Genomic DNA, 26,185 nt, shown 5'->3' with positions numbered 1-26,185 from the left:
AGGGCGGGCTTGAGAAAACGGTTTGCTTGTCACGGCGCGGAACTCCCCCTATAGGTCGCAGCACCCTGACAGCCCCTGAATCGGGCGGCCAAGACTTACCGGCGCAGCCGGCGATTTGCCAGTGCGCTCTATTATCGCGGGACCATGCTGACGCTTTTCCACCATCCGATGTTCGCCAGCTGCCGCTTCGTCCGCCTCGCCTTTGGCGAGTATGCCGAGGAACTGGCGCTGATCGAAGAAAAGCCGTGGACGCGGCGCAAGGAGTTCCTGGCACTGAACCCGGCCGGCACGCTGCCGATCCTGCTTGCCGAGGGCGACGTGCCGATCGTCGGCGCGATGGTCATCGCCGAATATCTCGACGAGACGCGCGGCGTACTCAAGCGCGACAAGCGGCTGTTCGCCGAGGATCCGATGGAGCGCGCCGAAATCCGCCGGCTGACCGACTGGTACCTCAACAAGGCGGAAAGCGAGGTTACCCGGCATCTGGTGCGCGAGCGCGTCCTGAAGCCGGTCATGCCGGAAACGGCAGGCGGCGGGTCGCCCGATTCGGCGGCGATCCGCGCCGCCCGCGCCAATATCCGCCAGCATATGAAATACACCAACTGGCTGGCCGGCACCCGTCATTGGCTGGCCGGCAACAAGGTCACCTATGCCGATCTCGCGGCGGCGGCGGCACTGTCGGTGCTCGACTATCTCGGCGAGATCGACTGGCGCGAACACAGCGCCGCGCGCGAATGGTATACAAGGGTGAAATCACGGCCTTCGTTCCGGCCGCTTCTGTCCGACCGGGTGCGCGGCCTGTCGCCGGTGTCACATTATGCGGATCTCGATTTCTGATACGGCAAAGCTGCGCGCGCTCATCGACCGCGAGGCGCGGAACGCCGGCTTCGACGCCGTTGCCGTCACCACGCCCGATGCGATCCCGCAGGCACCAGAGCGGCTGGCCGAATTCGTTACCGACGGCTTTCACGGCTCGATGGGCTGGATTGCCGAAACGCTCGAGCGGCGAGGCAAACCGAGGACGCTTTGGCCAGAGGTCCGCTCGATCATCGTGCTGGCGATGAATTACGGCCCCGACCACGACCCACGCGAGGTGCTGGCGAAGCGCGACCGCGGCGCGATCTCGGCCTATGCGCAGAACCGCGACTATCATGACGTGATGAAAGGCCGGCTGAAGGAGATCGCCGGCAAGATAGTGGCGCGCGCCGGCGGTAACGTGAAAGTGTTTGTCGACACCGCACCGGTGATGGAAAAGCCGCTGGCCGAGGCGGCCGGCCTCGGCTGGCAAGGCAAGCACACCAACCTGGTTAGCCGCGCGCATGGCTCGTGGCTGTTCCTCGGCACCATCTTCACGACGGCCGAGCTGGTGCCGGACGCGCCTGAGAACGATCATTGCGGCTCCTGCCGGGCCTGCCTCGACGCCTGCCCGACCGATGCCTTTCCGGCGCCTTACCGGCTCGATGCGCGGCGCTGCATTTCATACCTCACCATCGAGAACAAAGGACCGATCCCGCATGAGTTCCGGGAAAAGATCGGCAATCGCATCTATGGCTGCGACGACTGCCTGGCCGCCTGCCCGTGGAACAAGTTCGCCCAAGCCGCTTCGGAGGCAAAGCTTGCCGCCCGCGCGGACTTGCGCGAACCGCCGATCGCCGAGCTGCTGCGTCTCGACGACACTGCCTTCCGAACGCTCTTTTCGGGCTCGCCGATCAAGCGCATCGGCCGCGACCGTTTTATCCGCAACGTGCTGATAGCGGCTGGCAATTCCCAGGACTTGTCGCTGGCCGGCGCCGTTCGCGCGCTGCTCGACGACGCCTCGCCCCTGGTTCGCGGAGCCGCGGTATGGGCGCTGTCGCGGCTGGTGCCGGGTCGGGAGTTTGCCGAACGTGCCGCAGCCGCTTTGCAGGCAGAAGATGACGAGGCGGTGAGAGGCGAATGGCTTCTGCCCCTGCCAAAGCCGATCGAGGCGCATACATGACAAAAAAGCAGATTTTCATCTTCGGCGCCGGTTATTCGGGCAAGGCCTTCGCCCGCGCCAACAGGGATGCCGACACAACGATCTTCGGTACAACACGGTCGCTGGAAAAATTCGCGGCGCTGCGGCAAGCCGGTATCGTGCCGCTGCGTTTCGATGGCACGCTGACCTCCGAAATCGGCGATGCCCTTGGGAAGACAACCCATCTCGTCGTCTCGGTCGCGCCGGACGAGGCCGGCGACCCGGTGCTGGGCGCGGCCCGTGAGGAGATCGCGGCCAACATGCCGGAGCTCGGATGGATCGCCTATCTCTCCACCGTCGGCGTCTATGGCGACCATGGCGGCAATTGGGTGGACGAGGCCGCCGAATGCCGGCCAGTATCGAAGCGATCAGCAATGAGGGTTGCCGCCGAGCAGGGTTGGCTGAAACTGGGCCACGACATCGGCCGGCCGGTGGCGATCCTGCGACTTTCCGGCATTTATGGGCCAGGCCGCAACGCAATGGTCAATCTGGAAAACGGCACCGCCCGGCGGTTGGTCAAGCCGGGCCAGGTGTTCAACCGCATCCATTGCGACGACATTGCCGGCGCGCTCTGGCATCTGGCCGAAGGCAATCGCGGCGGCATCTTCAACATCACCGACGACCTGCCGGCGCCGCCGCAGGACGTCGTCGCCTATGCCGCCCAATTGATAGGCATCGAGCCGCCGCCCGAAATTCCGTTCGAGACCGCCCAACTTTCGCCCATGGCGCGGTCTTTCTATGGCGAGAACAAGCGTGTCGCCAACGCGGCAATCAAGGCGGCCGGTTATGGCTTTCGCTTTCCCGACTATCGCTCGGCGCTCGATGCCATGTGGGCGAGCGGCGACTGGCGCGACGGTGAGGCGCGCAGCCCGATGAAACGGTCCTGATCGATACGTTGCGCGGGCTATGGTATGATGCGGTTCAAATCGCGGAGGGGTCCAGCTTGGGGAAAATGTTGAAGCGAGCCTTGCCCGGCAAAACGCTGCCGCTGACGGCAGCACTGGCCGTCGCCAGCTTGGCGGCGCTTGCAACGCAGCCAGGGAGCGCCGAGCAACGGGCAAAGGACCTGTTCGGCGCCAAAAAGCTGCCGGCACTCGCAGCAGCGCAATCGATCGGCTTCTATTCCAAAGGCTGTTTTTCCGGCGGCGTCGCCCTGCCCCTGGATGGCCGGCACTGGGAGGTGATGCGACCGTCGCGCAACCGCCGCTGGGGCCATCCGGCAATGATCGCGCTGATCGAGAAGCTGTCGCGCGATGCCGCTGCCGACGGCTGGCCGGGCCTGTTGATCGGCGACATCTCGCAACCGCGCGGCGGTCCGATGCTGACCGGCCATGCCTCGCACCAGATCGGCCTCGACGCCGACATTTGGCTGACGCCGATGCCCGACCGCAAGCTCTCGGCCGAAGAGCGCGAAAACATCAGCGCTACCTTGATGGTCGACGAAAAGACCCATCTGGTGAAGGACGGGCTGTGGACGCCGATGCATACGCGGCTGTTGAGGCGCGCCGCGAGCTATCCCGAAGTCGAGCGCATCCTGGTCAATCCCGGGATCAAGAAGAAGCTCTGCGACACGGTCAAAGGCGACCGTAGCTGGTTGCGCAAGGTCAGGCCGTTCTGGGGCCACGACTACCACTTCCACATTCGCATCGGCTGCCAGCCTGGGTCACCCGACTGCAAGGCGCAGGAAGCGACGGCGCCGGGCGATGGCTGCGACCAGGCGCTGGCCTGGTGGTTCACCGAGGAGCCGTGGCGCCCCAACAAGAACCCGGATAAGCCGAAGGCACGCGACGTGATGACGATGGCGAACCTGCCCAGGCAATGCCAGTTCGTGCTCGACGCGCCGGCTCCGCCCTCGGCGGAAGCAGTCACCTACTATGGCGACGGCGTGCCGGTTGCGGCCGCACCCGCTCCCGCGGCAGAGCCTTCGCCGCCGCCGACGCTCGCAGCCGGCGCGGCAGCGCTTCCAGCCTCGGCGAACGCCTTTATGGCGACGCCCGAGTTCGGCATTCCGCTGCCGCGGCCACGACCGGGGCACTGATGCGGGCAGCGTGTTCGCTGTCTGTATCCGTGCATCTCCACTTCGAAAACCGATTTCCCTTTTTGCGGTCATGCGCTAGTCAACGAGAGAACGGCGATACGCGTCGGGAACGGACGAGAGCATGCCAGGCGTAAGCGACGACGACACTCTGTTGCGATTTCCGATCCTGATCGGCGACATAGGCGGCACCAATGCGCGCTTCTCGATCGTACTTGATGCGAATTCCGAGCCCGGCGAGCCAACCATCGTCCAAACCGCCAACTTCAATACGATCGACGAGGCGATCCAGTCGGCCGTGCTCGACCGCTCGTCGGTCCGGCCGAATTCAGCTGTGCTGGCGGTGGCCGGCCCTGTCGAGAGCGACGAGATCCCCCTCACCAATTGCCCATGGATCGTCAAGCCGAGACAGATGTTCGCCAGTCTCGGTCTCGGCGACGTCGTGGTGCTCAACGACTTCGAGGCGCAGGCGCTGGCTGTCGTCGCGCTCGGCGAAGAGCACATGGAAAAGATCGGCGGCGACGAGCCGGAACCGAATTCCGGGCGGGTGGTGCTCGGCCCGGGAACCGGGCTCGGTGTCGCCGGGCTGGTTTATGCGCTGCATCACTGGATACCGGTGCCCGGCGAGGGCGGCCATATGGATATCGGGCCGCGCTCGCCGCGTGATTTCGAGGTGTTTCCGCATATCGAGAAGCTCGAGGGTCGCATCTCCGGCGAACAGATCCTGTCAGGACGCGGCCTGGTAAACGCCTACCGGGCGGTGGCCAAAGCGGACGGCAAGCCGTCGCCCTTCACCACGCCCGCCGAGATCACCGCCGCGGCGCTGGCAAAGAACGATCCGGTGGCCGAAGAGGCGCTGTCGATCTTCGTCACCTGTCTGGGGCGCACCGCCGGCGACCTCGCTCTGGTGTTCATGAGCCGCAGCGGTGTTTTCCTCACCGGCGGCATCGCGCAAAAAATCCTGCCGGCGCTGCGGACCGGCAGTTTCCGCGCTGCCTTCGAGGACAAGGCGCCGCACAGCGCCTTGATGCGCAGCATGCCGGTCTACGTCATCACCCATCCGCTGGCAGCGCTTTTAGGGCTGGCCGCCTATGCCAGAAATCCGTCGCTGTTCGGCGTGCAGACGGCGGGGCGACGCTGGCGGGTTTAGGACACAAGCTGCGCCGCGACGAAGTTTCGCCGTCCCCGGCCATAGGCAAGCCGCCATTGGGGCGTTAAGAGGTTGCCGAATTGCAGCCCGGCCGAACCGAAACCACAAAGCGCTCAAACGTGACACTTCCAGCACCAACCAAAGGGAAAGTCCGTCCCAGCGAGATCGTGGCTGTTATCCGCCGCATCATCGCCGAGAACAGCCGCGATTATCGCTGGTACTATGCTCTTGCCGTGCTGTGCCTGGTGACGATCGCGGCGACGACCGCCTTCACAGCCTGGATCATGAAGGATGTCATCGATCAGATCTTCTACCAACGGCGCGGCGATCTTATCGCGCTGATCAGCGTCTCGATCCTGGCCGCCTTCATGCTGCGCGGGCTGGCCAGCTACGGCCAGGCGGTGACGCTGGCCAAAATCGGCAACAATCTGGTGGCGCGCTATCAACGCCGCATCTTCGACCACCTGATGAAGCTCGGCGTCGGCTTCTTCAACGACACCCGCTCGGGCCGGCTCGCCGCGCAGATCAACGAGAACGTCAACGGCATCCGCGATCTCCTGTCGATGACGCTGACATCGCTGGCGCGCGATGCGGTATCGCTTGTCGCGCTGGTCGGCGTCATGATCTGGCAGGACCCGATGCTCTCCGCGATGTCGCTGCTGATCGGCCCGCCTTTGATCTACAGTGTCACCTATCTGATGCGCCGGGTGCGTCGCATCACCCGTGAATCGGTGCAGATCAACTCGCGGCTGATCGGCGCCATGCAGGAAGCAACGCAAGGCATCGCCATCGTCAAGGCCTTCACCCTGGAAGACGAGCTGTCGCGCCGCATCGGCGGCCTCGTCGCGGGCGCCGAGCAGCGGGCAAACAAGATCGCCCGCGTCTCGGAACGGCTGACGCCGATCTCCGAAATGCTGGCCGGCTTCGCCGTCGCCGGCGTCATCGCCTATTCCGGCTACCGGGCGACCGTCGGCGGCCAGCCGCCGGGCGCGGTGTTTGCCTTCATCACCGCCCTGCTGCTTGCCTATGACCCCGCCAGGCGGCTGGCGCGCATGCAGGTCGGCATGGAAAAGTCGCTGGTCAATGCGCGCATGATCTATGAGCTTCTCGACCTCGAGCCGCAGCAGGGTGACGTGCCGGGAGCCGCCGAGGCGAAATTCACCTCTGGCGAAGTGCGCTTCAACAACGTGTCCTTTCGCTATGTCGAAGAAGCGCCGGTCCTGCAGGATTTGAGCTTTGTCGCCGCCGCCGGCAAGGTGACCGCCATCGTCGGCGCCTCGGGCGCCGGCAAGACGACGCTGGTTGCGCTGCTGCAGCGCTTCTACGACGTCGAGTCGGGCAGCATCGAAATCGACGGTCAGGACATTTCAAAGGTCACCAAGCATTCGCTGCGCGGCTCGATCGCTTATGTTTCGCAGCAGCCCTATCTGTTCGAAGGCACCATCCGCGACAACATCCGCTACGGACGTCTGAGCGCCACCGACGCCGAGATTGAACGCGCCGCGCAACAGGCCGCGGCCGACGATTTCATCCGCCAGCAGCCGCAAGGCTACGACACACCGGTCGGCGAGAACGGCGTGACGCTGTCGGGCGGCCAGCGCCAGCGTGTATCGATTGCACGCGCCATCGTTCGGCAGGCGCCGATTCTGCTGCTCGATGAAGCCACCTCGGCGCTCGACAACGAGGCCGAGGCCCGCGTCCAGGAGGCGCTGACCCATGTCATGGAAGGGCGCACCACCATCGTCATCGCGCACCGGCTGTCGACGGTGGTCAATGCCGACCATATCATCGTGCTGGAGCAGGGCCGGCTGGTCGAACAGGGCACGCATGCCTCGTTGATGGCCGACCCGCACAGCGTCTATGCGCGGTTCCACCGGGTGCAGGGCAGGAAAGGGCTGGGGCTTGTCGATGACGCCAAGCCAATCCAGACTGCGGCGCAAAATGGTCACGCGAAACAGGCGGCCGGGAGACATGCATGAGCGACACACCGACCGTCAACATCAATGAAACGGGGGAAATGGGCCTGGTGGTGGTGGGCGCGGCCGGCCGCATGGGCCAGGCGCTGATCCGCGCCATCCACACGATACCGGGTGCCCGCGTCGCCGGCGCCATCGAGCGGGCCGGCTCGCCCCATATCGGCAAGGATGCCGGCGAGCTGGCCGGCGTCGGCAGGCTCGAGGTGGCAATCGGCGACGATCCGCTGCCGGCCTTCGCCAAGGCCGACGGCGTGCTCGATTTCACCACGCCGGCGGCGACCGTCGAATTCGCCGGCTACGCCGCGCAGGCGCGCATCGCCCATATCATCGGCACAACCGGCTGCTCGGCCGAAGACAATGCCAGGATCGCGGCGGCGGCACGGCACGCGACGATCGTCAAGTCAGGCAATATGAGCCTCGGCGTCAATCTGCTGGCAGTGCTGGTTGAGCAGGCGGCGCGCGCGCTCGACGCCGACGATTTCGACATCGAGATCCTGGAAATGCACCACCGGCACAAGGTCGATGCGCCGTCGGGCACGGCGCTGCTGCTCGGCGAAGCCGCCGCTGCCGGGCGCGGGGTAGCACTTGCCGGCAACGATGTTCGCGTGCGCGACGGCCATACCGGCGTGCGCAAGAGCGGCTCGATTGGTTTCGCCAGCTTGCGTGGCGGCTCGGTGGTCGGCGATCACAGTGTGGTGCTGGCCGGTACCGGCGAGCGCATCACGCTCGCCCACCACGCCGAAGACCGGGCAATCTTTGCCCGCGGCGCGGTCAAGGCAGCCCTGTGGGCGCGCGGCCGCAAGCCGGGCCTCTATTCGATGCGGGACGTGCTCGGCCTGACAAGCTGATCCACAGACTTGGCTGATCCACAAGATTAGCCGATTCACAAAATTTGAAGGAGCAAATATGTCGAGAACTCTCGTGCTCGTGCGCCACGGCCAGAGCGAATGGAACCTGAAGAACCTGTTTACCGGCTGGCGCGACGTCGACCTGACCGAACTGGGCCATGCCGAGGCCAAGGCGGCCGGCGCCAAGCTCAGGGCGCGCGGCATGAAATTCGACATCGCCTTCACGTCGTCGCTGATCCGGGCGCAGAAGACCTGCCAGCATATTCTCGACGCCGTTGGCCAGAGCGAGCTCGAGACCATCCGCGACCAGGCGCTGAACGAGCGCGACTATGGCGATCTCTCTGGCCTCAACAAGGATGATGCGCGCAAGAAATGGGGCGAGGAGCAGGTGCATATATGGCGCCGCTCCTACGACGTGGCGCCGCCCGGCGGTGAAAGCCTGAAAGACACCGGCGCGCGCGTCTGGCCCTATTACCTGCACGATCTGCAGCCGCATGTGCTGCGCGGCGGCACGGTGCTGGTGGCGGCGCACGGCAATTCGCTGCGCGCCCTGATCATGGCGCTGGACGGCAAATCGGGCGAGGAGATCGTCAAGCTCGAGCTCGGCACCGGCGTGCCGGTCATATACACGCTCAACGCCGATTCGACGGTGGCATCGAAGGAAGTGCTGGAAGGCTGAGGCGAAGAAGGAACGCGGCTTTCAAAAAAGCGCGTTGACACTCATCCCTCGCCCGCTTAATGAGCGCGCACCAGCCCAGATGGCGGAATTGGTAGACGCGCACGGTTCAGGTCCGTGTTCCGCAAGGAGTGGAGGTTCGAGTCCTCTTCTGGGCACCAAATTCCTGTTTCGAACTTTTGATAGGGTTCAGAAACCCCAAGAAAAGCCCGGTTTTGCCGGGCTTTTTTGTATCCAATAATTGTCGGCCCGGGCTAGGCAGCGATCTGTCGTTGCGACAGCGCATCAGCGGAAGGATTTCGCCCGAGATTGCTCTGGTGGTCTTTTGCCGTTTGGCGTTGGTCTCGACGGTCATGCACGCACATCCGTAGCCATGGCCCGAACCGGGCACATTGGTCTCGACGAATTGCCGCTTGTCAAAGGCCGGCACATTGTCGATGCCGCCACAGGCTCCCTTTGGACATCGCACAGTGGACCGTCGATGAAATCGCCGTTGAGCAAATTGTCCGCACTGCCCTTGCGCGCCTCGCATCCTTTCATACCCGGCGGCGACGCCACGCTCGTCGCCGGCGTCATCGTGATCAGATCAGCTGTGGCGTGTGTCAGTTCGCGGCCGGAACAGGGCAACTCATGTCGCCCTCCCGGCATTTCAGATAGCCTTCGAAATCTTTGGCACGGGATTGCGTAAGGCCGTCCATGCACTGCGCGATGAGCATTGGCATCATGCTTCCTCCGGCCGCTCCCGCGGTCTGGAAACTGCACTCCGCGTCGCGAAACTTGCCCCAATCGCGCTGTGCCTGAACAAGCAGCTTCTTGGTATCCGCATCGTCCTTCAGGCGAGCTTCGATCTGCTTGTAAAGCTCATTGAGCTTCTTGTCGGATTTCTGAAACTCGGCACCGAAGCACTGGTTCATGGTGGCCTGATCCTTGGCATCGGCGCACTTGTCCTTGGCGAAGGCGAAAGTCGGCATGGCCGGAACCACGGCAGCAATCAGTATTGCGGTTTTCATCGATTTCCCTTTCCGGTTGCAGTCAAGCTCTTAAGTTGCTCAGCCCCGCCCCATGTTCTCTTCAGCTGTCCGTCATTGCCACGGTCAGCCGTGCCCATGGCCTGATTATCTGGTTTTCGTTGGATCAGCTTTGTCTCCTTCGGAGACCGTGACGCGACTTCCGTCACGCCGGAATAGTTGTTCTCCTCATGCGCCAACGGCGTCGGCGGCAAATCTCCACCGATCACCATCATTCCGTAACTTGCTCGGCAAAACACTTTGCCAGATCTTGCGGCGCTCCGAGCTTCTTCGCCCAGGATACCAGTTCAGGTTTTTCCGACGGCTCGGCATAGCCGCCCCAGACGTCGCGGAACTGCTTTTTTCCATCGACCGTCTGGAAGAACATCACACCGTCGTCGCTCACCGGCGTGGAGACGTAAGCGGCGCTCCAGTTGCCGTTCTCCATGATCGTGATGAACTTCACCCGAGCGGGCTTGACCTTGTTGTTCAACGCCGAGGCGACGAGAGATGCATATTCCTGCTTGCGCGCCGTCGTCGCTTCGACCTTTATGCCGTCGCAGGCGCTACCCGCAGCGAAAGCGGATGTCAGCGTCATTCCCAGCCCCGTGAGGCCAACCATAACGATTTTGGCATGTCGCCGGACTAGGCCGCTGAATTCAGACATAATTGGCTTCCTCTTTTTCGCCCCGGAGTCCCTTATTCGGAATCGTCATCGCCCGACGAATTGTCATCGTCCGGTGTATCGACCTCGCAGCCGATGCCGCGGCAGCCTTGGTAGTTGCCTTGCGTATCGAAGTTCGGATTGCCCTCCTTGTCGTACTGCGGTCTGTCGTCGATGCTTTGATCCCCGTCATCAGGATCGTCGACTTTACATCCGAGCCCATGGCAGCCGATGTAACGGCCCCTGGTATCGAAGTTGGGATTGCCGTTCCTGTCGAACTGCGGCCGGTCATCAATCTTTCGGCCGCCTTTGTGGGACGGATCAACCAGGCAGCCCTTTCCGCGACAATCATCGTAATCGTCGGTGGTACAACCGGCGATCGCCATCACAGCAGTGGCCAAGGCCGCACAGATTACGAATTTCATGGTTCATTCCTCCGACTGGCTGGCGGACATCGTCGATGTCGGAAGACCGTTGCAGGCGGCGATCCCCGCCTTTGCCGCGGAGTCTGGCGCCAATCGGAGGAGGGCAAAGCTTCGCCGGCCATCGAACGAGAGCCAGGCTGTCGGCGACGCATTCGACGACTTAGCCGATGGTTGCCGCAATCTCTAACGTCGGAGGGAACGCTCCCGGCGGGGGCCGCCGCATTAGCGAATGTCAATATTCCTCTCCATGCTTAGTGCCCCGTCCGCCCAAGCATGTTTCAACAATCCGCTGACGCGGTTGTGCTTCCAAGAAATTGCATCCGAGTCCGCCTGTGACAAGGACAAATCCCAATATCGCAGGATTGAATTTGGCAGATGCTTAATATTTCGGAATCAGCACCGGTTATCTTAGCAGACGCTGAAACATGCATCTGCCGCAAGATTACGGAACATTCCATTAGCTTTGTTTCTCATTGATACAAGTATACTCCATAGCGTTGTGACTTTTCGCCTGCTCTACGAAAAAAACGCGACGAGACCGTTTCTTATAAGATCGCCCTAATCGCGATCTATCATGGTATTTTTTTTCGAACCCAGCCCAACCCGTTGCGAGGGCCAAAAGAAACGCCGCCCCTTTGCCGACTTTTCGTACTGGCCGTCGGGCCAAGCGACGGCAAACATTCTCAAGGTCAGCCTGACGATGCGCCTTGGCTGCGGACATGACGATGTTTCGTGGCGCCAGCCGCGATGAGCGGTTTAGAGAGCCGGACGAACCACGCCTTGTCTCACCCCAGCCCGATCCGCTTGGCGCCTTGCCGGAACAGCGCCTCGGCGTCCGGCTCGAAGCGAAAGGTGCCGATGAAATCGTCGGCGCAGTAGTTCGGCAGCATCTTGCGCAGCGCAGCGGCGAAACTTCGTGCCTCGCTCAGCCGCCCCGCCAGCGCAAGGCAATGCGCGGCAATCGCCAGGATGATGGCATGGGCGTTGGGACGGGCGGCTGCTTTCAGCGCCCATTCGGCGGCTTCATCGAACTGGCCAAGCCGGACATGCGACATCGCCCTGGCGCCCAACATGCCGAACAGCAGCGGATCGAAGGGACTCAGATGCCTGGAATGGTCGGACGAGCCGATCGCGGCCTGCGGGTCGCCGGACTGCGAATGGACGAACGACAGCGCATAGTGGCCGAGCGCGAAATTCGGGCTGAGGTCTACGGCGCGTTCGAGCTCGATGAGGGAGCCGTCCTGTTCGCCGCGCAGCCACAGCGCCCGCCCCATGGCCCAGTGAGCGGCTGGATTGTGATCGTCGACGAGCAGGCTCTGGCCGGCTGCCTCGAAGGCCAGGGCGCTTTCCTGGTCGCGGTCGCCCCAACGCTGGAAGGCATTTTGCCAATGGGTGAAGGAGAGGCCGGCATAGGCGCGGGCGAAGGTCGGATCGAGCTTCAAGGCCGTGTCGAAGAAATGCCGGGCCTGCTCGTTTTCCGTGCGGGTGAAGCGATACATGTGCCAGAGCCCGCGATGGTAGGCTTCCCAGGCGTTCAGCGAATTGGGCGCCTTCAGCATGGCGCGGTTGCGCTCGACGGTTTCGATCTCGGCCGAGATCGACGAGACGATGCTGTTGCCGATGTCGTCGAGCACGGTAAAGATGTCGTCCGGTCTGCGCTCGAACGTCTCGGCCCAGACGATCCTGGCCGTGCGCACCTCGACAAGTTCCACGCTGACCACGACGCGGGCTGCCTGGCAGCGTACCGTGCCGGTGGCGACATAGTCGACGTTGAGCCGGCGGCCGGCGTCCTCCGGCGCAATGTTTTTTTCGGCGAGCGCAAACACCGAGCCGCGCGCGATGACGAAAAAGTCCCTGAGCTTGGCCAGGCGGGTGATGATGTCGTGGGTGAGGCCGTCGGCCAATCCACCGCGCGGGCCGCCGACAGCCGCCTCTTCGGCAAACGGCATCACGGCGAGCGAAGCCTTCTGCGATGCAGCAGTATCGGAACGGGGAGGCACAATTGACGCGTGAGGGGCCGCCGGCACGACTGAAGGTCGCGCCCAGAGCGTTGCTGCAGGTCGTTCGCTGCGAATCGTGCGCCATGCCTCACGAACGGCTCCGAAATCCAGATCCTCTGAAGCAAACAGCCGCGCCGCGGAAGCGAGATGTTCCTCGCCCGCGCCAAACTGGCCGCGCTGCGCCAGCCTTTTCAGAAGAGCCATATGCGCGCGCCCGTCGAACGGAGCGAGTTCCAGCCATTTGTCCAGATGCGAGGACATTTCGTCGGCATCCGCCGGAAGCTTGTTGACGAGGTGTTCCAGGATTGCGGCGTGCCAAGAGCTGAAGCGGCGGCGCTGGGCGACCAGCCAACCGTTGAAATGCGGGCTGCGGTCGATCTCCAACCCATCGAGAAAATCGCCGGCGAACATTCCGGAAAGAGCCTGCAGCCGCTCCAGACCGAGCGTCTCAACGCCCTTGGCGGCGGTCGAGGCTATGTCGACAGCGTCGACGGAAGCACCTTTCAGATCAAGCGCGATCGTGTCGCCTGGTGTCTCGACCCTGCGATGGTGCGGTTCATCGAGGATGCCTCTAAGCTTGCTCAGGCACCAGCGAAGCTCGCCGCGCGGGTCGTTCGGCACATCCCACAAAAGCTCGCAGAGGCGGCTGCGGCCGACCGGATGCGGCGCCAGCGCCAGATAGGCGAGCAGCGCACGCAGCTTGCGCGATTTTGGGAGCTGGATAATGATGCCGTTGCGTACGATCGTCAGCGGTCCGAGCAGACGCACGGAAAGACCGGCCATCTCGCCGCCGAGGCTCGATCGGGCGGATTCCACGTAAGTTTCCACGCCTGCTCCCACGCTGGCCAGTCGGCCTTTGTTTTATCACCAAACGTGACACGGTGCATCCGGCAGCGAATTCCCGCGCCGGATGCTGGCATTGCCGGGTGCAAATGTAGCGCGGCAAGGTCTCGAAACCTCGCCGCCCAAGCCACCGGTCTGTAACCGGCCCGTGACGACAAGAGACAACGACAACGCGAGGAGATCGACATGTTGCATCAACAGAAAATCAGAACCACCGCCGGGCGCGGCCGTCTGTTCGACAGCATTCTCGACACGGTCGGCGATACGCCGGTGATCCGCATCAATAATCTCGGACCGGACCATGCCACGATCTATGTGAAGGCCGAGTTCTTCAATCCCGCCGCCTCGGTAAAGGACAGGCTGGCGCTCAACATCATCGAGGAGGGCGAGCGCAGCGGCGCCTTGAAGCCGGGCCAGACCGTCATCGAGGCGACCAGCGGCAACACCGGCATCGGCCTTGCCATGGTCTGCGCCCAGAAGGGCTATCCGCTGGTGGTGACGATGGCTGACAGTTTTTCCATCGAACGCCGCAAGCTGATGCGCATGCTGGGCGCCAAGGTGGTACTGACGCCGCGCGCCCAGAAGGGTTTTGGCATGTACACGAAGGCGGTGGAGCTCGCCGAGGCCAATGGCTGGTTCCTTGCCCGCCAGTTCGAGACCAAGGCCAATGCCGCCATTCACGAAGCGACGACGGCGCGCGAGATCATCAACGATTTCGCCGGCTCGCGGCTCGACTGTTTCGTCACCGGCTATGGCACGGGCGGCACCGTCGCCGGCGTCGGACGCGTGCTGCGCCGCGAACGGCCGGAGACCCGGATCGTGCTCGCCGAACCGGCCAATGCGCAGCTTATCGGCAGCGGCAAGCCGCAGCAGCGCGGCGCCGGCGGCGCGCCTGCCGCCAGCCATCCAGCGTTCGAGCCGCATCCGATCCAGGGCTGGACGCCCGACTTCATTCCGGACGTGCTGCAGGAGGCGATCGACGCAAGCCTCTATGACGAGGTGGTGCCGATTGCCGGGCCCGAGGGCATGAAATGGGCCAAGGCGCTGGCGCAGAAGGAAGGGATTTTCACCGGCATCTCCGGTGGCGCGACCTTCGCGGTGGCGCGGCAGATCGCGGAAAAGGCGGTGCCCGGCTCGGTGATCCTGTGCATGCTTCCCGACACCGGTGAGCGTTACATGACCACGCCGCTGTTCGACGGCATCGAAGCGGAGATGGACGCCGAGGAGACCGCGCTTTCGCAGTCGACGCCCGGCTGCCAATTTCCGGCGTGACGGCGGCACATCGGGAGCGGCCCGCATGGACACGAAGCCTGGATTGGCCGTCACGGCCACCGAGGAAACGCTTGACCCCTCGAACTGGGCCGATGTGCAGGTCCTGTCGCATCGGATCGTCGACGATGCCGTCGCTTACCTGCGCGATGTCAGAGAGCGTCCGGTGTGGCAGGAGATGCCGGTCGATGTGAGGACCTTCTTCGCATCGCCGCTGCCGCGTTCGCCGGCGCCGCTGGTAGAAATCTATGGCGACGTCACCAGGAGCTTGATGCCCTATCCGATGGGCAACATCCATCCGCGCTTCTGGTCCTGGTATATGGGCTCGAGCAATTTCACCGGCGCGCTCGGCGATTTCCTGGCGGCGATCCAGGGCTCCAACCTCGGCGGCGGCAACCATGCCGCCGCGCTGATGGACAACCAGGTCGTCGACTGGTGCAAGGAAATGATGGGCTTTCCGCAATCGGCCAGCGGCACGCTGGTCAGCGGCGGCTCGATGGCCAACATCATCGGTCTGACCGTGGCGCGCAACGCCAAGGCCGGCATCGACATACGCGAGCACGGCGTTGCCGGCATCGATAAGCCACTGCGTTTCTACGGCTCCGACCAGCTTCACTCCTGTCATCGCAAGGCGATGGAGGCGCTCGGCCTCGGCAACCGGGCGCTGCGCCGCATCCCGAGCGATGCCGGGCTGCGGATCGACATCGCTGCGTTGCGGGCGGCGATCGCCGAGGACCGTGACGCCGGTTTCAAGCCGGCCTGCGTAATCGGTACGGCCGGCACGGTGAACACCGGCGCAATCGACGATCTGCAAGCGCTGGCTGACCTGGCGGCAAAAGAGGATCTGTGGTTTCACGTCGATGGCTGCATCGGCGCCTTGCTTGCGATTGCGGCGGACAATTCGCATCGCGTTGCCGGCATCGAGCACGCCCACTCAATCGCGCTCGATCCGCATAAATGGCTGCACGCGCCCTTCGAGGTCGGCTGCGCGCTGATCCGGGATGACTCCGCGCATCGCCGCACGTTCGCGGTGACGCCGGAATATCTGGAATCGACGCCGCGCGGCCTGGCCTCCGGCCAATGGCTGCACGACTACGGCTTGCAGACCTCACGCGGCTTCCGGGCGCTGAAGGTGTGGATGGCTCTGAGAGAACATGGCATCGAAAAGTTCGGCCGGCTGATCGACCAGAACATCGCGCAAGGGCATTATCTCGGTGCGCTGATCGCGGCCGAACCGGCGCTCGAACTGGTGGCGCCGGTGAACATCAACATCGTCTGCTTTCGCTATCGCGCCGATGGGCTGGACGCTGAGCGCCTGAAAGCGCTCAATACCGAGATCATGCTGAGGCTGCAGGAGGAAGGCATCGCCGCCATTTCCGACACGACGGTGCATGGCCAGCATTGCCTCAGGGTGGCGATCAACAACCACCGTACCCGGCGTGACGATCTGGACCTGCTGGTCCGGGAAACGATGCGCCTCGGGCGGGAGATTTCAAGGGCGGGCACCGCCGGGTGACGCTGGCTTCCGCTGCCTTGCGCGCCGGCCTTCCGTCGGGCGGCACGAGTCACGCCTCGAGCCAGACCTTCTCGAAATGCTGCTCGAGCGACTGGTGCTGCTCGCAGCCATGCACGCCCTTGCGGTAGGTGCGGTAGACCGAGCGCCAGTAGGGCTGGATGATGATGCCGGAATCGCGGAGATTCTGCTCGATCTTTGCCATGATCTCCTTGCGGGCGCCTGCATCGGGCATCGCCAGCGCCTTGTCGAGCAGGCTGTCGAATTCCGGATTGGCGTAGGCGCTCTCGTTCCAGGCGGCGCCCGATTTGTAGGCCAGCGCCAGCACCTGCACGCCCAGCGGCCGGCCGAGCCATTCGGTGCAGGAGAACGGATATTTGCTCCAGTCGTTCCAGAAGGTGGCGGCCGGCAGCACCGTGCGCTTGATCTTCAGCCCAGCCTCGCGCATCTGCGCTGCGATGGCGTCGCCGGTGGTCTTTTGCCAGTCGACGTCGACCGAAATGAGCTCGTATTCGTGATCGGCCTTGCCGGCCTCGGCGAGCAGGGCCTTGGCTTGATCGATGTTGCGCACGGCTGGGCCGATATCGGCATATTCGGGATGCATCGGCCCGACATGATGGTTCTCGGCCGGCTTGCCGCGGTTGTCCATGCCGATCTTCAGCACAGCGGCGTTGTCGACGGCGAGCTGGGCGGCGCGGCGCACCTTGATGTCGTCATAGGGCGGATTGGCGACATTGAAACGCGCGACGATCGTCGAGCCGGTGGCGATCTCGGAATTGCTCAGGCCCATCGAGTCGGTCTGCGCAACCGTGTCGGAGGCGGTTTCGTGGTCGGTGTCGATCTCGCCCGATTCGAAGGCCGACAGCATGGCGTTGGGGTCGGAGCCGTAGTCGACCCATTTGATGCCGTCGAGGTAGAATTCGCCCTTCCACCATGGCTTGTCCTTGCGGCGGACTTCGGCGCCGACCTCGGCGTCCCATGCCACGAGTTCGCACGGCCCGGTGGTGATCGCCAATGCCTTCAGCGGGTCGCCGTCGCCTTCATAGCTGCGGTGCATGATCAACGCCGGATAGTCGGCCATGCCGGCAATCAGCGAGATGTCGGGCTTGGGCAAATTGAGCCGCACGGTGAAGTCGTCGACGCGTTCGATGCCGCCGTCGACGGCTTTCTTGGTGTCCGCGTTGACCAGCGCGCCCATCCGCGCGGCGACAGAATTGCCGGCGACGGACGCATCGCACCAGCGCGTCAGATTGTGAATGACATCGTCGGCGTTGAAGGTGTCGCCATTCGACCAGTTGACGCCTTTGCGGACATGCAGCGTCAGCACGCGGGCATCGTCGCTGGTCTCCCAGCTCTCGAGCAGCCATGGCTCGAAGGTGAAGTCGCGGTTCCAGCGCACCAGATATTCGTTACACTGGCGGGCGACGTTGGACATCTCGACGCCGTCGAAGGTGCGCGGATCCTTCCAGCCCTTGACGTTCATGGCAACGCGCAAGACGCCGCCGCGCTTCGCCTCCTCGGCCCTGGCCGGTGACGGAGCAAGCCCGCCAAGCGCCAGCGCGCCGGCAGCGCTGACACCAAACGCGGCCATGGTGGCGAGATATTCGCGCCGGTTCATCTGGCCCTTCTTGAAGCCGTCGGCGACGGGCGCGGCCTGCGGATGCAATTTCCGATCGGTCAGCATGAACTTCATCGTCGTTCCCTCTTTGTTGGGCGCCTCCGACCGACCGCGCCGCGGGGGTGGATGCGTTTCGCAGGGGCGCCTTACGTGAGGTGATGATAATGCTGGCCTGAGCGGGCAAGTGTTCGGGTTTCCGCAGTTGTTGTGCGCTGTTCCGCAGTGGGGAGCTTGAGGAGAGAGGATTTCTGCGCTTGCCTGGCCGGCATGAGAGCCGCACTCCGCCGTCACTCCGGCCACTTACCCCCGCCCAGCGCGGCTATAGCCGCGACGATGCGATCAAAGGCCTCGCTGGCGCGCGGCACGGTCTTGCGGGCGCGCAGGAAACTGTGCACGAGGCGCGGCTCCTCGCGCCACCATGCCTTACCGCCGGCGGCAAGGATGCGGTCGCGATAGGTCTGGCCGTCCGATGACAGCGGATCGCATTGCGCGGTGACGATGACCGTCGGCGGCAGGCCGGAGAAGTCGCTATCGTTAAGTGGCGAAAATGTCGGGTCGTCCGGCGACTGCCCCTTCGCTGCCCGGATATGGCGGTAGAATTCGACGTCCCGCAACGTCAGCAGCGGTGCCTCGGCGTGCTCGATATAGGAGCCGGTGCGCGCTTTGCCGTCCAGCTCTGGGCCGTCTAGCTCGTCACCGCCCAATTCGGGATAGATCAGCACCTGGCCGATCGCGCGGCGAGGATGGCGGCGCGTCGCCTGCGCCACTGCTGCGGCCAGGTTGCCGCCGGCGCTCTCGCCGCAGAGCACGATCGGCAGGCCGGTCGTCGCCGCAGCCCATTCGAACACCGCCAGCGCATCCTCGAAGGCCGCCGGATGCAGATGTTCAGGCGCCAGCCGGTAGTCGGCGGACAGAACCGCAAAGCCGGTGCCGGCGCAGATCTCGGCGCAGATGTCGTCATGGCTGTCGAGCCCGCCAAGCACGAAACCGCCGCCGTGATAATAGACGACCATCGCCTGCGGCGCCGTTCCCGCCATATGGTAACGCCGGACCGGGATCGCACGGTCGCCGACGCTGCTGTCGCTGGCCTTGACGCCGGGTGGATAGGGCTCGCGAAACGCCCGGCACATGGCATCATAGACCGCCCACTGCCTGTCGATCGGCATGTAGACGATTTCGGGCGGATACCACTCGTTGACCCGATCGATATAGGCCCACAGCTCCGGATCGAGCAGCGTCAGGTATTTTCCGCGGTCTGTCGTTTCGGGTCGCTCGGCTTCGGTGACCATCGCGGCGCGATCCCGCTCAGAGCTCGGCGTAGAGCCGGGCGGCGTTTTCGTAGCTGAAACGCAGCGGCACCGAGCCCTCGACCTGCCAGGCATCGACCGTCTCGCCGGCCAGCAGCCGGCAGGCGGCCGCGGTGGTGGTGACGGCACCGCCATAGAGCCGGTTGGCGAGGTTGAGGATGGCCGTCTGGTGCATCGCCGTGCTGCCGCTGCCGCAAGCATCCTTGACCAGCAGCACGCGAAACCCGAGCGCCACCGCATCTTTGACGGTGGCATCGATGCAGGCCTCGGTCCAGACGCCGGCAACGACCAGCCATTCGATGCCGTCGGCCTTGAGCCGCCCGGCGGCAGGCCCTCCACCAAAGGCGCTGGCCTGCGTCTTGACCATCATCGTCTCGCCGGCTGCAGGCGCCACTTCCGGACAGATCGCCGTCAGCGGATCGTCCTTGTCGGAAAAGGCCGACTTGCCGTTGGTCTCGACCGGGTGGAACGGCCGTGCTGTGGCGACATCGACGACATAGGCCCAGTGATACAACGGCACATGATTGGCCCGTGCCGCTGCCTGCAGGCGCTGTACGTTGGCGAGGATATCGCCATAGCCTTCGACCAGATAGCGCTTGTCCCGCCGATGCTCCTCCTGGAGATCGATGAACACCGCCGCCGCCTTGCCGGACTTGATCGAGATCGGGCTTTTCATGCAAAACTGCCTGTCAGCACTCAAACTTGCCTGTCAAGGAACTCGTCCTCATAAGGGAACCGCGACAGAAGCTCGGTGCCGGTCTCGGTGATCAGGATCTCGTCCTCCAGCTTGACGCCCTCGCGACCGCCCTTCTCGCCGATATAGCTCTCGACGCTGACCACCATGCCGGGCACGATGACCCCGTCGCGGCCATAGGTCTCGTAGTCCATGGCATGCGCGATGAACGGCGTCTCGCCATGCATGCCGACGCCGTGCATGACCGAGGTGTAGCGCTGGTCGACGAAGCGGTCAGGAATTTTCCAGGCCTTTTCGGCAATCTCGCGAAACGCCATGCCCGGCTTGACGACCCCGATATTGTGCTGAACCTGGTCGTGCGCCATCTTGTAGAGCGACTTCTGGTAATCCGTCGGCCTGCCCGGGCCGCAGCGGAAGGTGCGCGAGAAGTCCGAATAATAGCCGTAGCAGCCGATCGTGTCGGTATCGAGCGCCAAGAGCTCGCCCGGCCTGATCTTGCGGCCGCTCGCTTCGTTGAACCAAGGATTGGTGCGCTGGCCCGAGGTCAGCAAACGGGTTTCGATGAACTCGCCGCCTTGGCGGATCACCTCGCCATACATGATGGCGAACAGCTCGTTTTCGGAAACGCCGGGCTTGATCGCCTCGCGCACGGCATAGACGGCGGCCTCGGCGCCGGCCATCGACACCTGCAGGCATTTTACTTCCTCGGGTGTCTTGACCGCACGCACCGCCAAAATCTCGCCCTGGCAATCGCGGACGTCGCAGCCGCGCTTTTCGAGCGCCAGCGCCTGCAGATGGCTGCAGCGGTCGAGGCCGAGCTTCATCGAGCCGCCGCCATGCGCCTTGAGCAAATCGGCGATCTCGTCGGCGAAGGGACCCGCGGTTTCGTCGTCGCGGCCCGACACTGAAGACCATACCAGCTTGGACGGACGCGCCTCGTCGATCGTGTCGAGCACCATCGAGACATGGTAGCTCTGCGGATATTCGAACAGCACGATCGGCCCTTCGGTGGGGATGAAGAAGTAGCGCGTCGAGTTGCGCAGGAAATAGCCGAACATGTTGCGCGAACCGGTGGCGTAACGCTGGTTGTAGGGGTCGAACAGGACGACGCCGCCATAGCCGGCCTCGCGCATCCAGGCACGCAGCCTGGCAAGGCGCCCCTTGCGCAGCGCGTCGGCGTCGATGAAGGACGGCTCGGTATCGGACAGCCACATGCCGCCGGCCGGATCGGCCGCCGCCGGATGGCGCATGCGGTCCTTGAAGTCGACGTCCTCGGTGCTGTCGGGGTCAAAAACGACAATGCTCATGGGTGCCTCCTGGAAGCGGCGACGATGAGCCATGCGTTGCGCAGAGGCTGTGCGGAATCCCGCAGGTGTTGTGCCGGATGCCGCTAGGCGGCAGCCCCCTTCAATTACCTCGGCGATTGACTGTGAGCCCGAACGTTTTCGTCATCCTAGGGCGGAGCAAGGAGCGAAGCGACGCAGCGCAGACCCTAGGATCCATGCCGTGACATTGGTCGTAGAATGCGGCGGAATGGCGCTTGTGCGCGCATCGATGCTCGCTACCCTGAAACCATGACGGGCTACGTTTACATGACCGCAAGCCAGAAGCGCGGCACGATCTATATCGGCGTCACCAACGACCTCGGCCGCCGCATGCCGGAGCACAAATCCGGCGAGGGCTCGCGGTTCACCAGCCGTTACGGTGTGCAGCGTCTGGTCTGGTATGAGGAACATTTCGACATTGTCGACGCCATCCAGCGCGAGAAGTCGCTGAAGCGCTGGCCACGCCGATGGAAGATCGAGCTGATCGAGAAGACCAATCCGGAATGGTTCGAGCTTTTTCGCGGGACGGGGTGGTAGCATTCGGTTCTGGTCCGCAGGAGCACTGCCGCGAGGTAACGGCATGGATCCCAGGGTCTGCGCCGCGTCGCTTCGCTCCTTGCTCCGCCTTGGGATGACGAACGGAGGGGTGTTCGGCCAATCTCCGACGTTTGCGGCTTGCAGAAGCCCCTAATGCCTGCGCATCACCTTCGGCGCATGCCCATGCTCTTCCCTGAAGGCGCGGGCAAAGCTCGACATTGAGGCAAAGCCGCAGGCGAGCGCCACGTCGCGCACCATCAGCGTCGAATGCGCCAAAAGATCGGCGGCACGCTTCAGCCGCAGCCGGCGGTAGTAGCCGTTGGGCGAAATGCTGAGCTCGGAGCGAAAATTGCGTTCGAGCTTGTCGGAGGAGACGCCAAGCCTATTCGCCAGCTCCGCCATGCCGAGCCGTTCCTCCACCGCATCCTCCATGATGGCGATGGCCGACAGCACCAGTTCGTTCTGCACGCCGGTGCGTAAGCGCAGCGGCATCAGCTTGCGGTCGACGCTGGAGCGCAGCGGGCTGTGCACGAACCATTCGGCGACGCCGGCCGACAGCTCGGCGCCATAATCGCGGGTGATGATCTCCAGCATCATGTCGAGGCTGCCGACACCGCCGGCCGAGGTGAAGCGCTTGCGGTCGATGACGTAGAGATCGCGCCTGAGCTCGATGTCGGGAAAGGCCTCGGTGAAGGCCGCCTGGCTGGTCCAGTGCAAGGTGCAGGCATGGCCGTCGAGCAGGCCCGCGCGGGCAAGGAAGAACGCCGCATCCGCCACAGCACCGATATGGGCGCCACCGCGCAGGCTCTTGCGGATCCAGCTCACGGCATCGTATGCGACGAGATGATCGGCATCGCCGCCCGAGCAGACGACGATGCGATCGACCTTCGGCGCGTCATGGGCGGAAAAACCGGGCTGGATGACGACGCCGTTCGAGGCCTCCACCGGGCCTTCGGCGGCGCCGACGATGATCCAGCGATAGCAGTCCCGCTTGGCCAGCACGTTGGCGGCGCGCAACGGCTCGATGACCGAACTGAACGCCATCATCGGAAAGCCGGGGAAGACCAGGATAGCGAATGTGAGCGGGGTATCGCTTGCCGTCCGTTGGTTGCGTTGTCGGTTGTTCATAGCTTCCGGAGCCAAGCAGCAAGGTGGATCAGGAAGCTACAATTCTGCCAGATGGCGCCAAGGTCAACGGAATAGAGTGTAAGACACATGGATGGATGCAGAACAAGCGCCGCTCGTTGGCGATCCTTCACGCCCCCTCTGTCCTGCCGGACATCTCCCCCACAAGTGGGGAGATCGGCAGCTTCGCCGTCACGTCCGTGTTTCAGCGTTGGAGGTTGGCGAAAGCGCAAGATGACGGCCAATCTCCCCCCTCGTGGCTGAGATGCCCGGTAGGGCAGAGGGGGCATTGTCCCGCCGACGTCTCGCAAGGTTCTTGTTGCCGGGCTCAACTCGCCAGCGCCTGATCCAGATCCGCAATCAGATCATCACCATCCTCGATCCCGGCCGATAAGCGCACCAGCGAATCGGATATCCCGATCGCGGCGCGTTTTTTCGCCGGGATCGAGCCGTGCGTCATCAGCGCCGGGTGCTCGATCAGGCTTTCGACGCCGCCGAGGCTTTCGGCCAGCGTGAACAGTTGCGTGTGTTCGAGGAAGCGCTTGGTGCCGGCGAGGTCGCGGTCGAGCTCGACCGTGATCATGCCGCCGAAGGCGTGCATCTGCCGCCTGGCGATGGCGTGCTGCGGATGGCTGGGCAGGCCGGGATAGATGACACGACGGATGTCGGGGCGGCTTTCCAGCCAGTGCGCGATCTTCTGGCCGTTGGACGAATGGCGCTCCATCCTGAGCGCCAGCGTCTTCAAGCCGCGCAGCGCCAGGAAACTGTCGAACGGCCCGGAAATGGCACCGATGGCGTTCTGCAGGAATTTCAGCCGGTCGGCGAGATCCTTGTTGTCGCCGACCACGGCGATCCCGCCGACCATGTCGGAATGGCCATTGAGGTATTTGGTAGTCGAATGCACTGATATGTCGATGCCGAGCTCCAGCGGCCGCTGCAGATAGGGGCTGCAGAAGGTGTTGTCGGCGACCGAAAGCACGCCTTTGCGCCTGGCCAGTGCTGCGACCGCTTCCAGATCGACGACACGCAGCAGCGGATTGGTCGGCGTCTCGACCCAGAGCATTTTGGTCTCGGGGCGAATCGCGGCTTCGACCGCGGCAAGATCGGTGAAGTCGACGAAGTCGACCTGCAAATTGGCCGAGCGCTTGCGCACCCGCTCGAGCAATCGGAACGTGCCGCCATAAATGTCGTCGGTGGCGACGATATGCGCGCCTGAATCGAGCAGTTCAAACACCGTGGCGATCGCCGCCAGCCCCGAAGCGAAGGCGAAGGCGGCTGTGCCGCTTTCGAGGTCGGCCACAGCGCGCTCGAAAGCAAAGCGGGTCGGGTTCTGGCTGCGGGCATACTCAAAGCCCTTGTGCACGCCCGGGCTCTGCTGGCCATAGGTCGAGGTGGCGTAGATCGGTACCATCACCGCGCCCGTCGTCGGGTCGTGGCTCTGGCCGCCATGGATGGTGCGGGTCGAGAAGGCGAGGCGGTTCTTGCCCGATACAGTGGCTTTTATGGTCATCGGGCGCGCCTCAGATGGTTGATCAGGTCGATGCGGGTTATCAGGCCAATGAACTCGTCGCCGTCGAAGACGATGGCGACCTCGTTGCGGTCGAACACCGGCAGCAGCGCGTCCAGCGTCTGGCTGGCCTGCAGCGTGTGCAGATTGGTGGTCATCGCCGTCCTAACCGGAGCCTTGAAGCGGTCCCAGCGGCTGTCATAGGGGCCTTCGACCTTGGCCAGGATATCGCTTTCGTCGATGATGCCGACGAGCTTGCCCTCGTCCAGCACCGGCAGTTGCGAGACATCCGAGCGGCGCATGCGGCCATAGGCGTTGAGCAGGCTTTCGTCGGGGCCGACGGACACGACATCGCCGGTGCGGAGCGTGCGCATCACCAGGTCGCGCAGGTCGCCATGCTGCTCCTGCTCGGCAAGGCCCTGCTCAGCCAGCCAGAAATCGTCGAAGACTTTCGACAGGTACTTGTTGCCGCTGTCGCAGACGAAGGTGACGACGCGCTTCGGCACGGTCTGCTCGCGGCAATAGCGGAGTGCTGCCGAAAGCAGCGTGCCCGACGACGAGCCGGCGAGAATGCCTTCCTTCGAAAGCAGGTCGCGCACCGCAAGCATGCTCTGCTTGTCGGGGATGGAATAGGCCTTCCTGACCAGCGACAGATCGGCATTGGGCGGCACGAAATCCTCGCCGATGCCTTCGACGGTCCAGCTTCCGGCCTCTACCATCTTGCCGGTCTTGATCAGCGGCGCCAGCACCGAGCCGACCGGATCGGCGAGCACCATTTCGGTCTTCGGCGAGACTTTCGCAAAATAGCGGCCGAGCCCGGTCAGCGTGCCGCCGGAGCCGACGCCGACGACCACCGCATCGACATCGCCTTCGAGCTGCTGAAATATCTCCGGCCCGGTCGTGGTCTCGTGGGCATGCGGATTGGCCGGGTTGGCAAACTGGTTGGCATAGAAGGCGCCGGGCAGCTCGGCGGCGATCTTTTCGGCCATGTCCTGATAATATTCGGCATGGCCCTTGCCGACATCGGAACGCGTCATGCGCACTTCAGCGCCGAGCGCCCGCAGATGCTGGATCTTTTCGCGCGACATCTTGTCAGGCACGACAAGGATGATGTGGTAGCCCTTGGGGATGCCGACCTGGGCGAGACCAAGACCGGTGTTGCCGGCGGTCGCCTCGACGATCGTCCCGCCGCGTTTCAGTTTGCCCTGTTTTTCGGCGGCGGCAATCATCGACAGCGCGATGCGGTCCTTGATCGAGCCGCCGGGATTCTGGCTTTCGAGCTTGATGAACAGCCGGCACTTGCCGATGTCGAATTTGGTCAGCTCGACGATCGGCGTCTGCCCGATCAGGTCGAGAACCGAGGCATAGGGCGGGCGCAGGCGGGACGACGCATCGTCCTGTGCCACGATCTTGTGCTTGCTCATATCAGATGCTCCGTTGCCAGAATGAGCAACCGCCCTGGAAGACGGCAACCTACCGTCTTTTCCAGCCGTTTGCAGTTGGAAAGAAGATAGATCGTGCCAATCCGGCCGCCAGCAGGGGAATGGAATTTCGCGAAAGCTTCGCCGGCTCCAGGCAAGGCAAAAGATTTGCAGAACCTGCTTAGGGTTCAGGCGATCGCGGCCTGGGCTTCGATCTCGATCAGAAAATCCGGATTGCCGAGGCCGGCG

At 63.8% G+C, this 26,185-nt stretch carries 23 protein-coding genes, 1 tRNA gene and 1 pseudogene; 12 read left to right on the top strand and 13 right to left on the bottom strand.

The features are described 5' to 3' along the window. The first annotated feature begins 144 nt into the window (after positions 1 to 144). From NKI79_RS14720 to NKI79_RS14680, 9 genes are all read left to right on the top strand, one after another. Positions 145 to 837, top strand: coding sequence for a glutathione S-transferase family protein (locus NKI79_RS14720; RefSeq protein WP_254817994.1), 693 nt, complete (start codon positions 145 to 147; stop codon positions 835 to 837). Beyond that, entirely contained in the window at positions 818 to 1,978 is a 1,161-nt protein-coding gene (gene queG, locus NKI79_RS14715; protein WP_352802295.1) for a tRNA epoxyqueuosine(34) reductase QueG, read from the top strand. Before NKI79_RS14720 ends, queG begins: the two co-directional genes overlap by 20 nt. Then, entirely contained in the window at positions 1,975 to 2,883 is a 909-nt protein-coding gene (locus tag NKI79_RS14710; protein ID WP_352802293.1) for an SDR family oxidoreductase, read from the top strand. The genes queG and NKI79_RS14710 overlap by 4 nt, the downstream gene beginning before the upstream one ends. 65 nt (positions 2,884 to 2,948) lie before the next feature. Next, a complete protein-coding gene (mepA, locus tag NKI79_RS14705) occupies positions 2,949 to 4,034 on the top strand; it encodes a penicillin-insensitive murein endopeptidase (RefSeq protein WP_352477090.1) in 1,086 nt (361 codons plus the stop codon). Positions 4,035 to 4,155: 121 nt separating this feature from the next. Next, positions 4,156 to 5,181: a glucokinase gene (locus NKI79_RS14700; RefSeq protein WP_352476847.1), complete on the top strand. Its 1,026-nt coding sequence runs from the start codon at positions 4,156 to 4,158 to the stop codon at positions 5,179 to 5,181. Between the two features lie 119 nt (positions 5,182 to 5,300). After that, positions 5,301 to 7,160: an ABC transporter ATP-binding protein gene (locus NKI79_RS14695; RefSeq protein ID WP_254817989.1), complete on the top strand. Its 1,860-nt coding sequence runs from the start codon at positions 5,301 to 5,303 to the stop codon at positions 7,158 to 7,160. Positions 7,161 to 7,180: 20 nt separating this feature from the next. After that, positions 7,181 to 8,005 carry a 4-hydroxy-tetrahydrodipicolinate reductase gene (dapB, locus tag NKI79_RS14690; protein ID WP_352477091.1) on the top strand — a complete coding sequence of 275 codons (825 nt, stop codon included), beginning with the start codon at positions 7,181 to 7,183 and terminating at the stop codon, positions 8,003 to 8,005. Between the two features lie 58 nt (positions 8,006 to 8,063). Then, positions 8,064 to 8,684 carry a 2,3-bisphosphoglycerate-dependent phosphoglycerate mutase gene (locus NKI79_RS14685; protein ID WP_254817988.1) on the top strand — a complete coding sequence of 207 codons (621 nt, stop codon included), beginning with the start codon at positions 8,064 to 8,066 and terminating at the stop codon, positions 8,682 to 8,684. 73 nt (positions 8,685 to 8,757) lie between these two features. Next, positions 8,758 to 8,842: transfer RNA gene (locus NKI79_RS14680), tRNA-Leu, on the top strand. Between the two features lie 110 nt (positions 8,843 to 8,952). On the opposite strand, the pseudogene NKI79_RS14675 reads toward NKI79_RS14680, so the two are convergent. From NKI79_RS14675 to NKI79_RS14650, 6 genes and pseudogenes are all read right to left on the bottom strand, one after another. Further along, positions 8,953 to 9,213, bottom strand: a pseudogene (locus NKI79_RS14675) (DUF4087 domain-containing protein); the annotation flags it as partial. Between the two features lie 70 nt (positions 9,214 to 9,283). Next, positions 9,284 to 9,691, bottom strand: coding sequence for a lysozyme inhibitor LprI family protein (locus NKI79_RS14670; RefSeq protein ID WP_352802290.1), 408 nt, complete (start codon positions 9,689 to 9,691; stop codon positions 9,284 to 9,286). Beyond that, positions 9,688 to 9,924: a hypothetical protein gene (locus NKI79_RS14665; RefSeq protein WP_352802289.1), complete on the bottom strand. Its 237-nt coding sequence runs from the start codon at positions 9,922 to 9,924 to the stop codon at positions 9,688 to 9,690. The genes NKI79_RS14670 and NKI79_RS14665 overlap by 4 nt, the downstream gene beginning before the upstream one ends. Beyond that, positions 9,921 to 10,286, bottom strand: coding sequence for a hypothetical protein (locus NKI79_RS14660; RefSeq protein ID WP_352802288.1), 366 nt, complete (start codon positions 10,284 to 10,286; stop codon positions 9,921 to 9,923). The genes NKI79_RS14665 and NKI79_RS14660 overlap by 4 nt, the downstream gene beginning before the upstream one ends. Positions 10,287 to 10,387: 101 nt before the next feature. Further along, positions 10,388 to 10,738 (bottom strand): hypothetical protein, encoded by a 351-nt coding sequence (locus NKI79_RS14655; protein WP_352802286.1) that lies wholly within the window; start codon positions 10,736 to 10,738, stop codon positions 10,388 to 10,390. A gap of 824 nt (positions 10,739 to 11,562) precedes the next feature. Further along, positions 11,563 to 13,560 (bottom strand): transcriptional regulator, encoded by a 1,998-nt coding sequence (locus NKI79_RS14650; protein WP_352802377.1) that lies wholly within the window; start codon positions 13,558 to 13,560, stop codon positions 11,563 to 11,565. A 246-nt stretch (positions 13,561 to 13,806) separates the two neighbouring features. On the opposite strand from NKI79_RS14650, the gene NKI79_RS14645 reads away from it, so the two are divergent. Both NKI79_RS14645 and NKI79_RS14640 read left to right on the top strand, forming a co-directional pair. Continuing rightward, entirely contained in the window at positions 13,807 to 14,892 is a 1,086-nt protein-coding gene (locus NKI79_RS14645; protein WP_352802284.1) for a PLP-dependent cysteine synthase family protein, read from the top strand. 25 nt (positions 14,893 to 14,917) lie between these two features. After that, positions 14,918 to 16,405, top strand: a complete 1,488-nt coding sequence (locus NKI79_RS14640) for a pyridoxal phosphate-dependent decarboxylase family protein (RefSeq protein ID WP_352802283.1) — start codon at positions 14,918 to 14,920, stop codon at positions 16,403 to 16,405. A 49-nt stretch (positions 16,406 to 16,454) separates the two neighbouring features. Here the strand turns inward: NKI79_RS14640 and NKI79_RS14635 are convergent, their stop codons facing one another. The 4 genes from NKI79_RS14635 to NKI79_RS14620 form a co-directional block, all read right to left on the bottom strand. Next, positions 16,455 to 18,095, bottom strand: coding sequence for an ABC transporter substrate-binding protein (locus tag NKI79_RS14635; protein WP_352802281.1), 1,641 nt, complete (start codon positions 18,093 to 18,095; stop codon positions 16,455 to 16,457). A 212-nt stretch (positions 18,096 to 18,307) separates the two neighbouring features. Beyond that, positions 18,308 to 19,309, bottom strand: coding sequence for an alpha/beta hydrolase (locus tag NKI79_RS14630; protein ID WP_352802279.1), 1,002 nt, complete (start codon positions 19,307 to 19,309; stop codon positions 18,308 to 18,310). Between the two features lie 16 nt (positions 19,310 to 19,325). Then, entirely contained in the window at positions 19,326 to 20,003 is a 678-nt protein-coding gene (locus tag NKI79_RS14625) for an isochorismatase family protein (protein ID WP_352802277.1), read from the bottom strand. A gap of 20 nt (positions 20,004 to 20,023) precedes the next feature. Continuing rightward, on the bottom strand, positions 20,024 to 21,328 hold the full coding sequence (locus NKI79_RS14620; RefSeq protein ID WP_352476857.1) for a M24 family metallopeptidase: 1,305 nt from the start codon (positions 21,326 to 21,328) through the stop codon (positions 20,024 to 20,026). A 267-nt stretch (positions 21,329 to 21,595) separates the two neighbouring features. On the opposite strand from NKI79_RS14620, the gene NKI79_RS14615 reads away from it, so the two are divergent. Beyond that, on the top strand, positions 21,596 to 21,883 hold the full coding sequence (locus tag NKI79_RS14615) for a GIY-YIG nuclease family protein (protein WP_352802275.1): 288 nt from the start codon (positions 21,596 to 21,598) through the stop codon (positions 21,881 to 21,883). A gap of 150 nt (positions 21,884 to 22,033) precedes the next feature. On the opposite strand, the gene NKI79_RS14610 is transcribed toward NKI79_RS14615, so the two are convergent. The 3 genes from NKI79_RS14610 to NKI79_RS14600 form a co-directional block, all read right to left on the bottom strand. Beyond that, positions 22,034 to 23,011 carry a GlxA family transcriptional regulator gene (locus NKI79_RS14610; protein ID WP_352802273.1) on the bottom strand — a complete coding sequence of 326 codons (978 nt, stop codon included), beginning with the start codon at positions 23,009 to 23,011 and terminating at the stop codon, positions 22,034 to 22,036. Between the two features lie 325 nt (positions 23,012 to 23,336). After that, the gene (locus NKI79_RS14605) at positions 23,337 to 24,518 is read right to left on the bottom strand and encodes a cystathionine gamma-synthase (protein WP_352802272.1); all 1,182 of its coding nucleotides are present in this window, start codon (positions 24,516 to 24,518) and stop codon (positions 23,337 to 23,339) included. Beyond that, positions 24,515 to 25,939: a pyridoxal-phosphate dependent enzyme gene (locus NKI79_RS14600; RefSeq protein WP_352802271.1), complete on the bottom strand. Its 1,425-nt coding sequence runs from the start codon at positions 25,937 to 25,939 to the stop codon at positions 24,515 to 24,517. Before NKI79_RS14600 ends, NKI79_RS14605 begins: the two co-directional genes overlap by 4 nt. Between the last annotated feature and the right edge of the window lie 246 nt (positions 25,940 to 26,185).

Source organism: Mesorhizobium sp. M0340 (genome assembly GCF_040321535.1).
In the GTDB taxonomy this organism is placed as follows: Bacteria; Pseudomonadota; Alphaproteobacteria; order Rhizobiales; family Rhizobiaceae; genus Mesorhizobium.
Note: the sequence above shows the minus strand (reverse complement) of the source record. Positions and strands in the feature narration are given on the sequence as shown.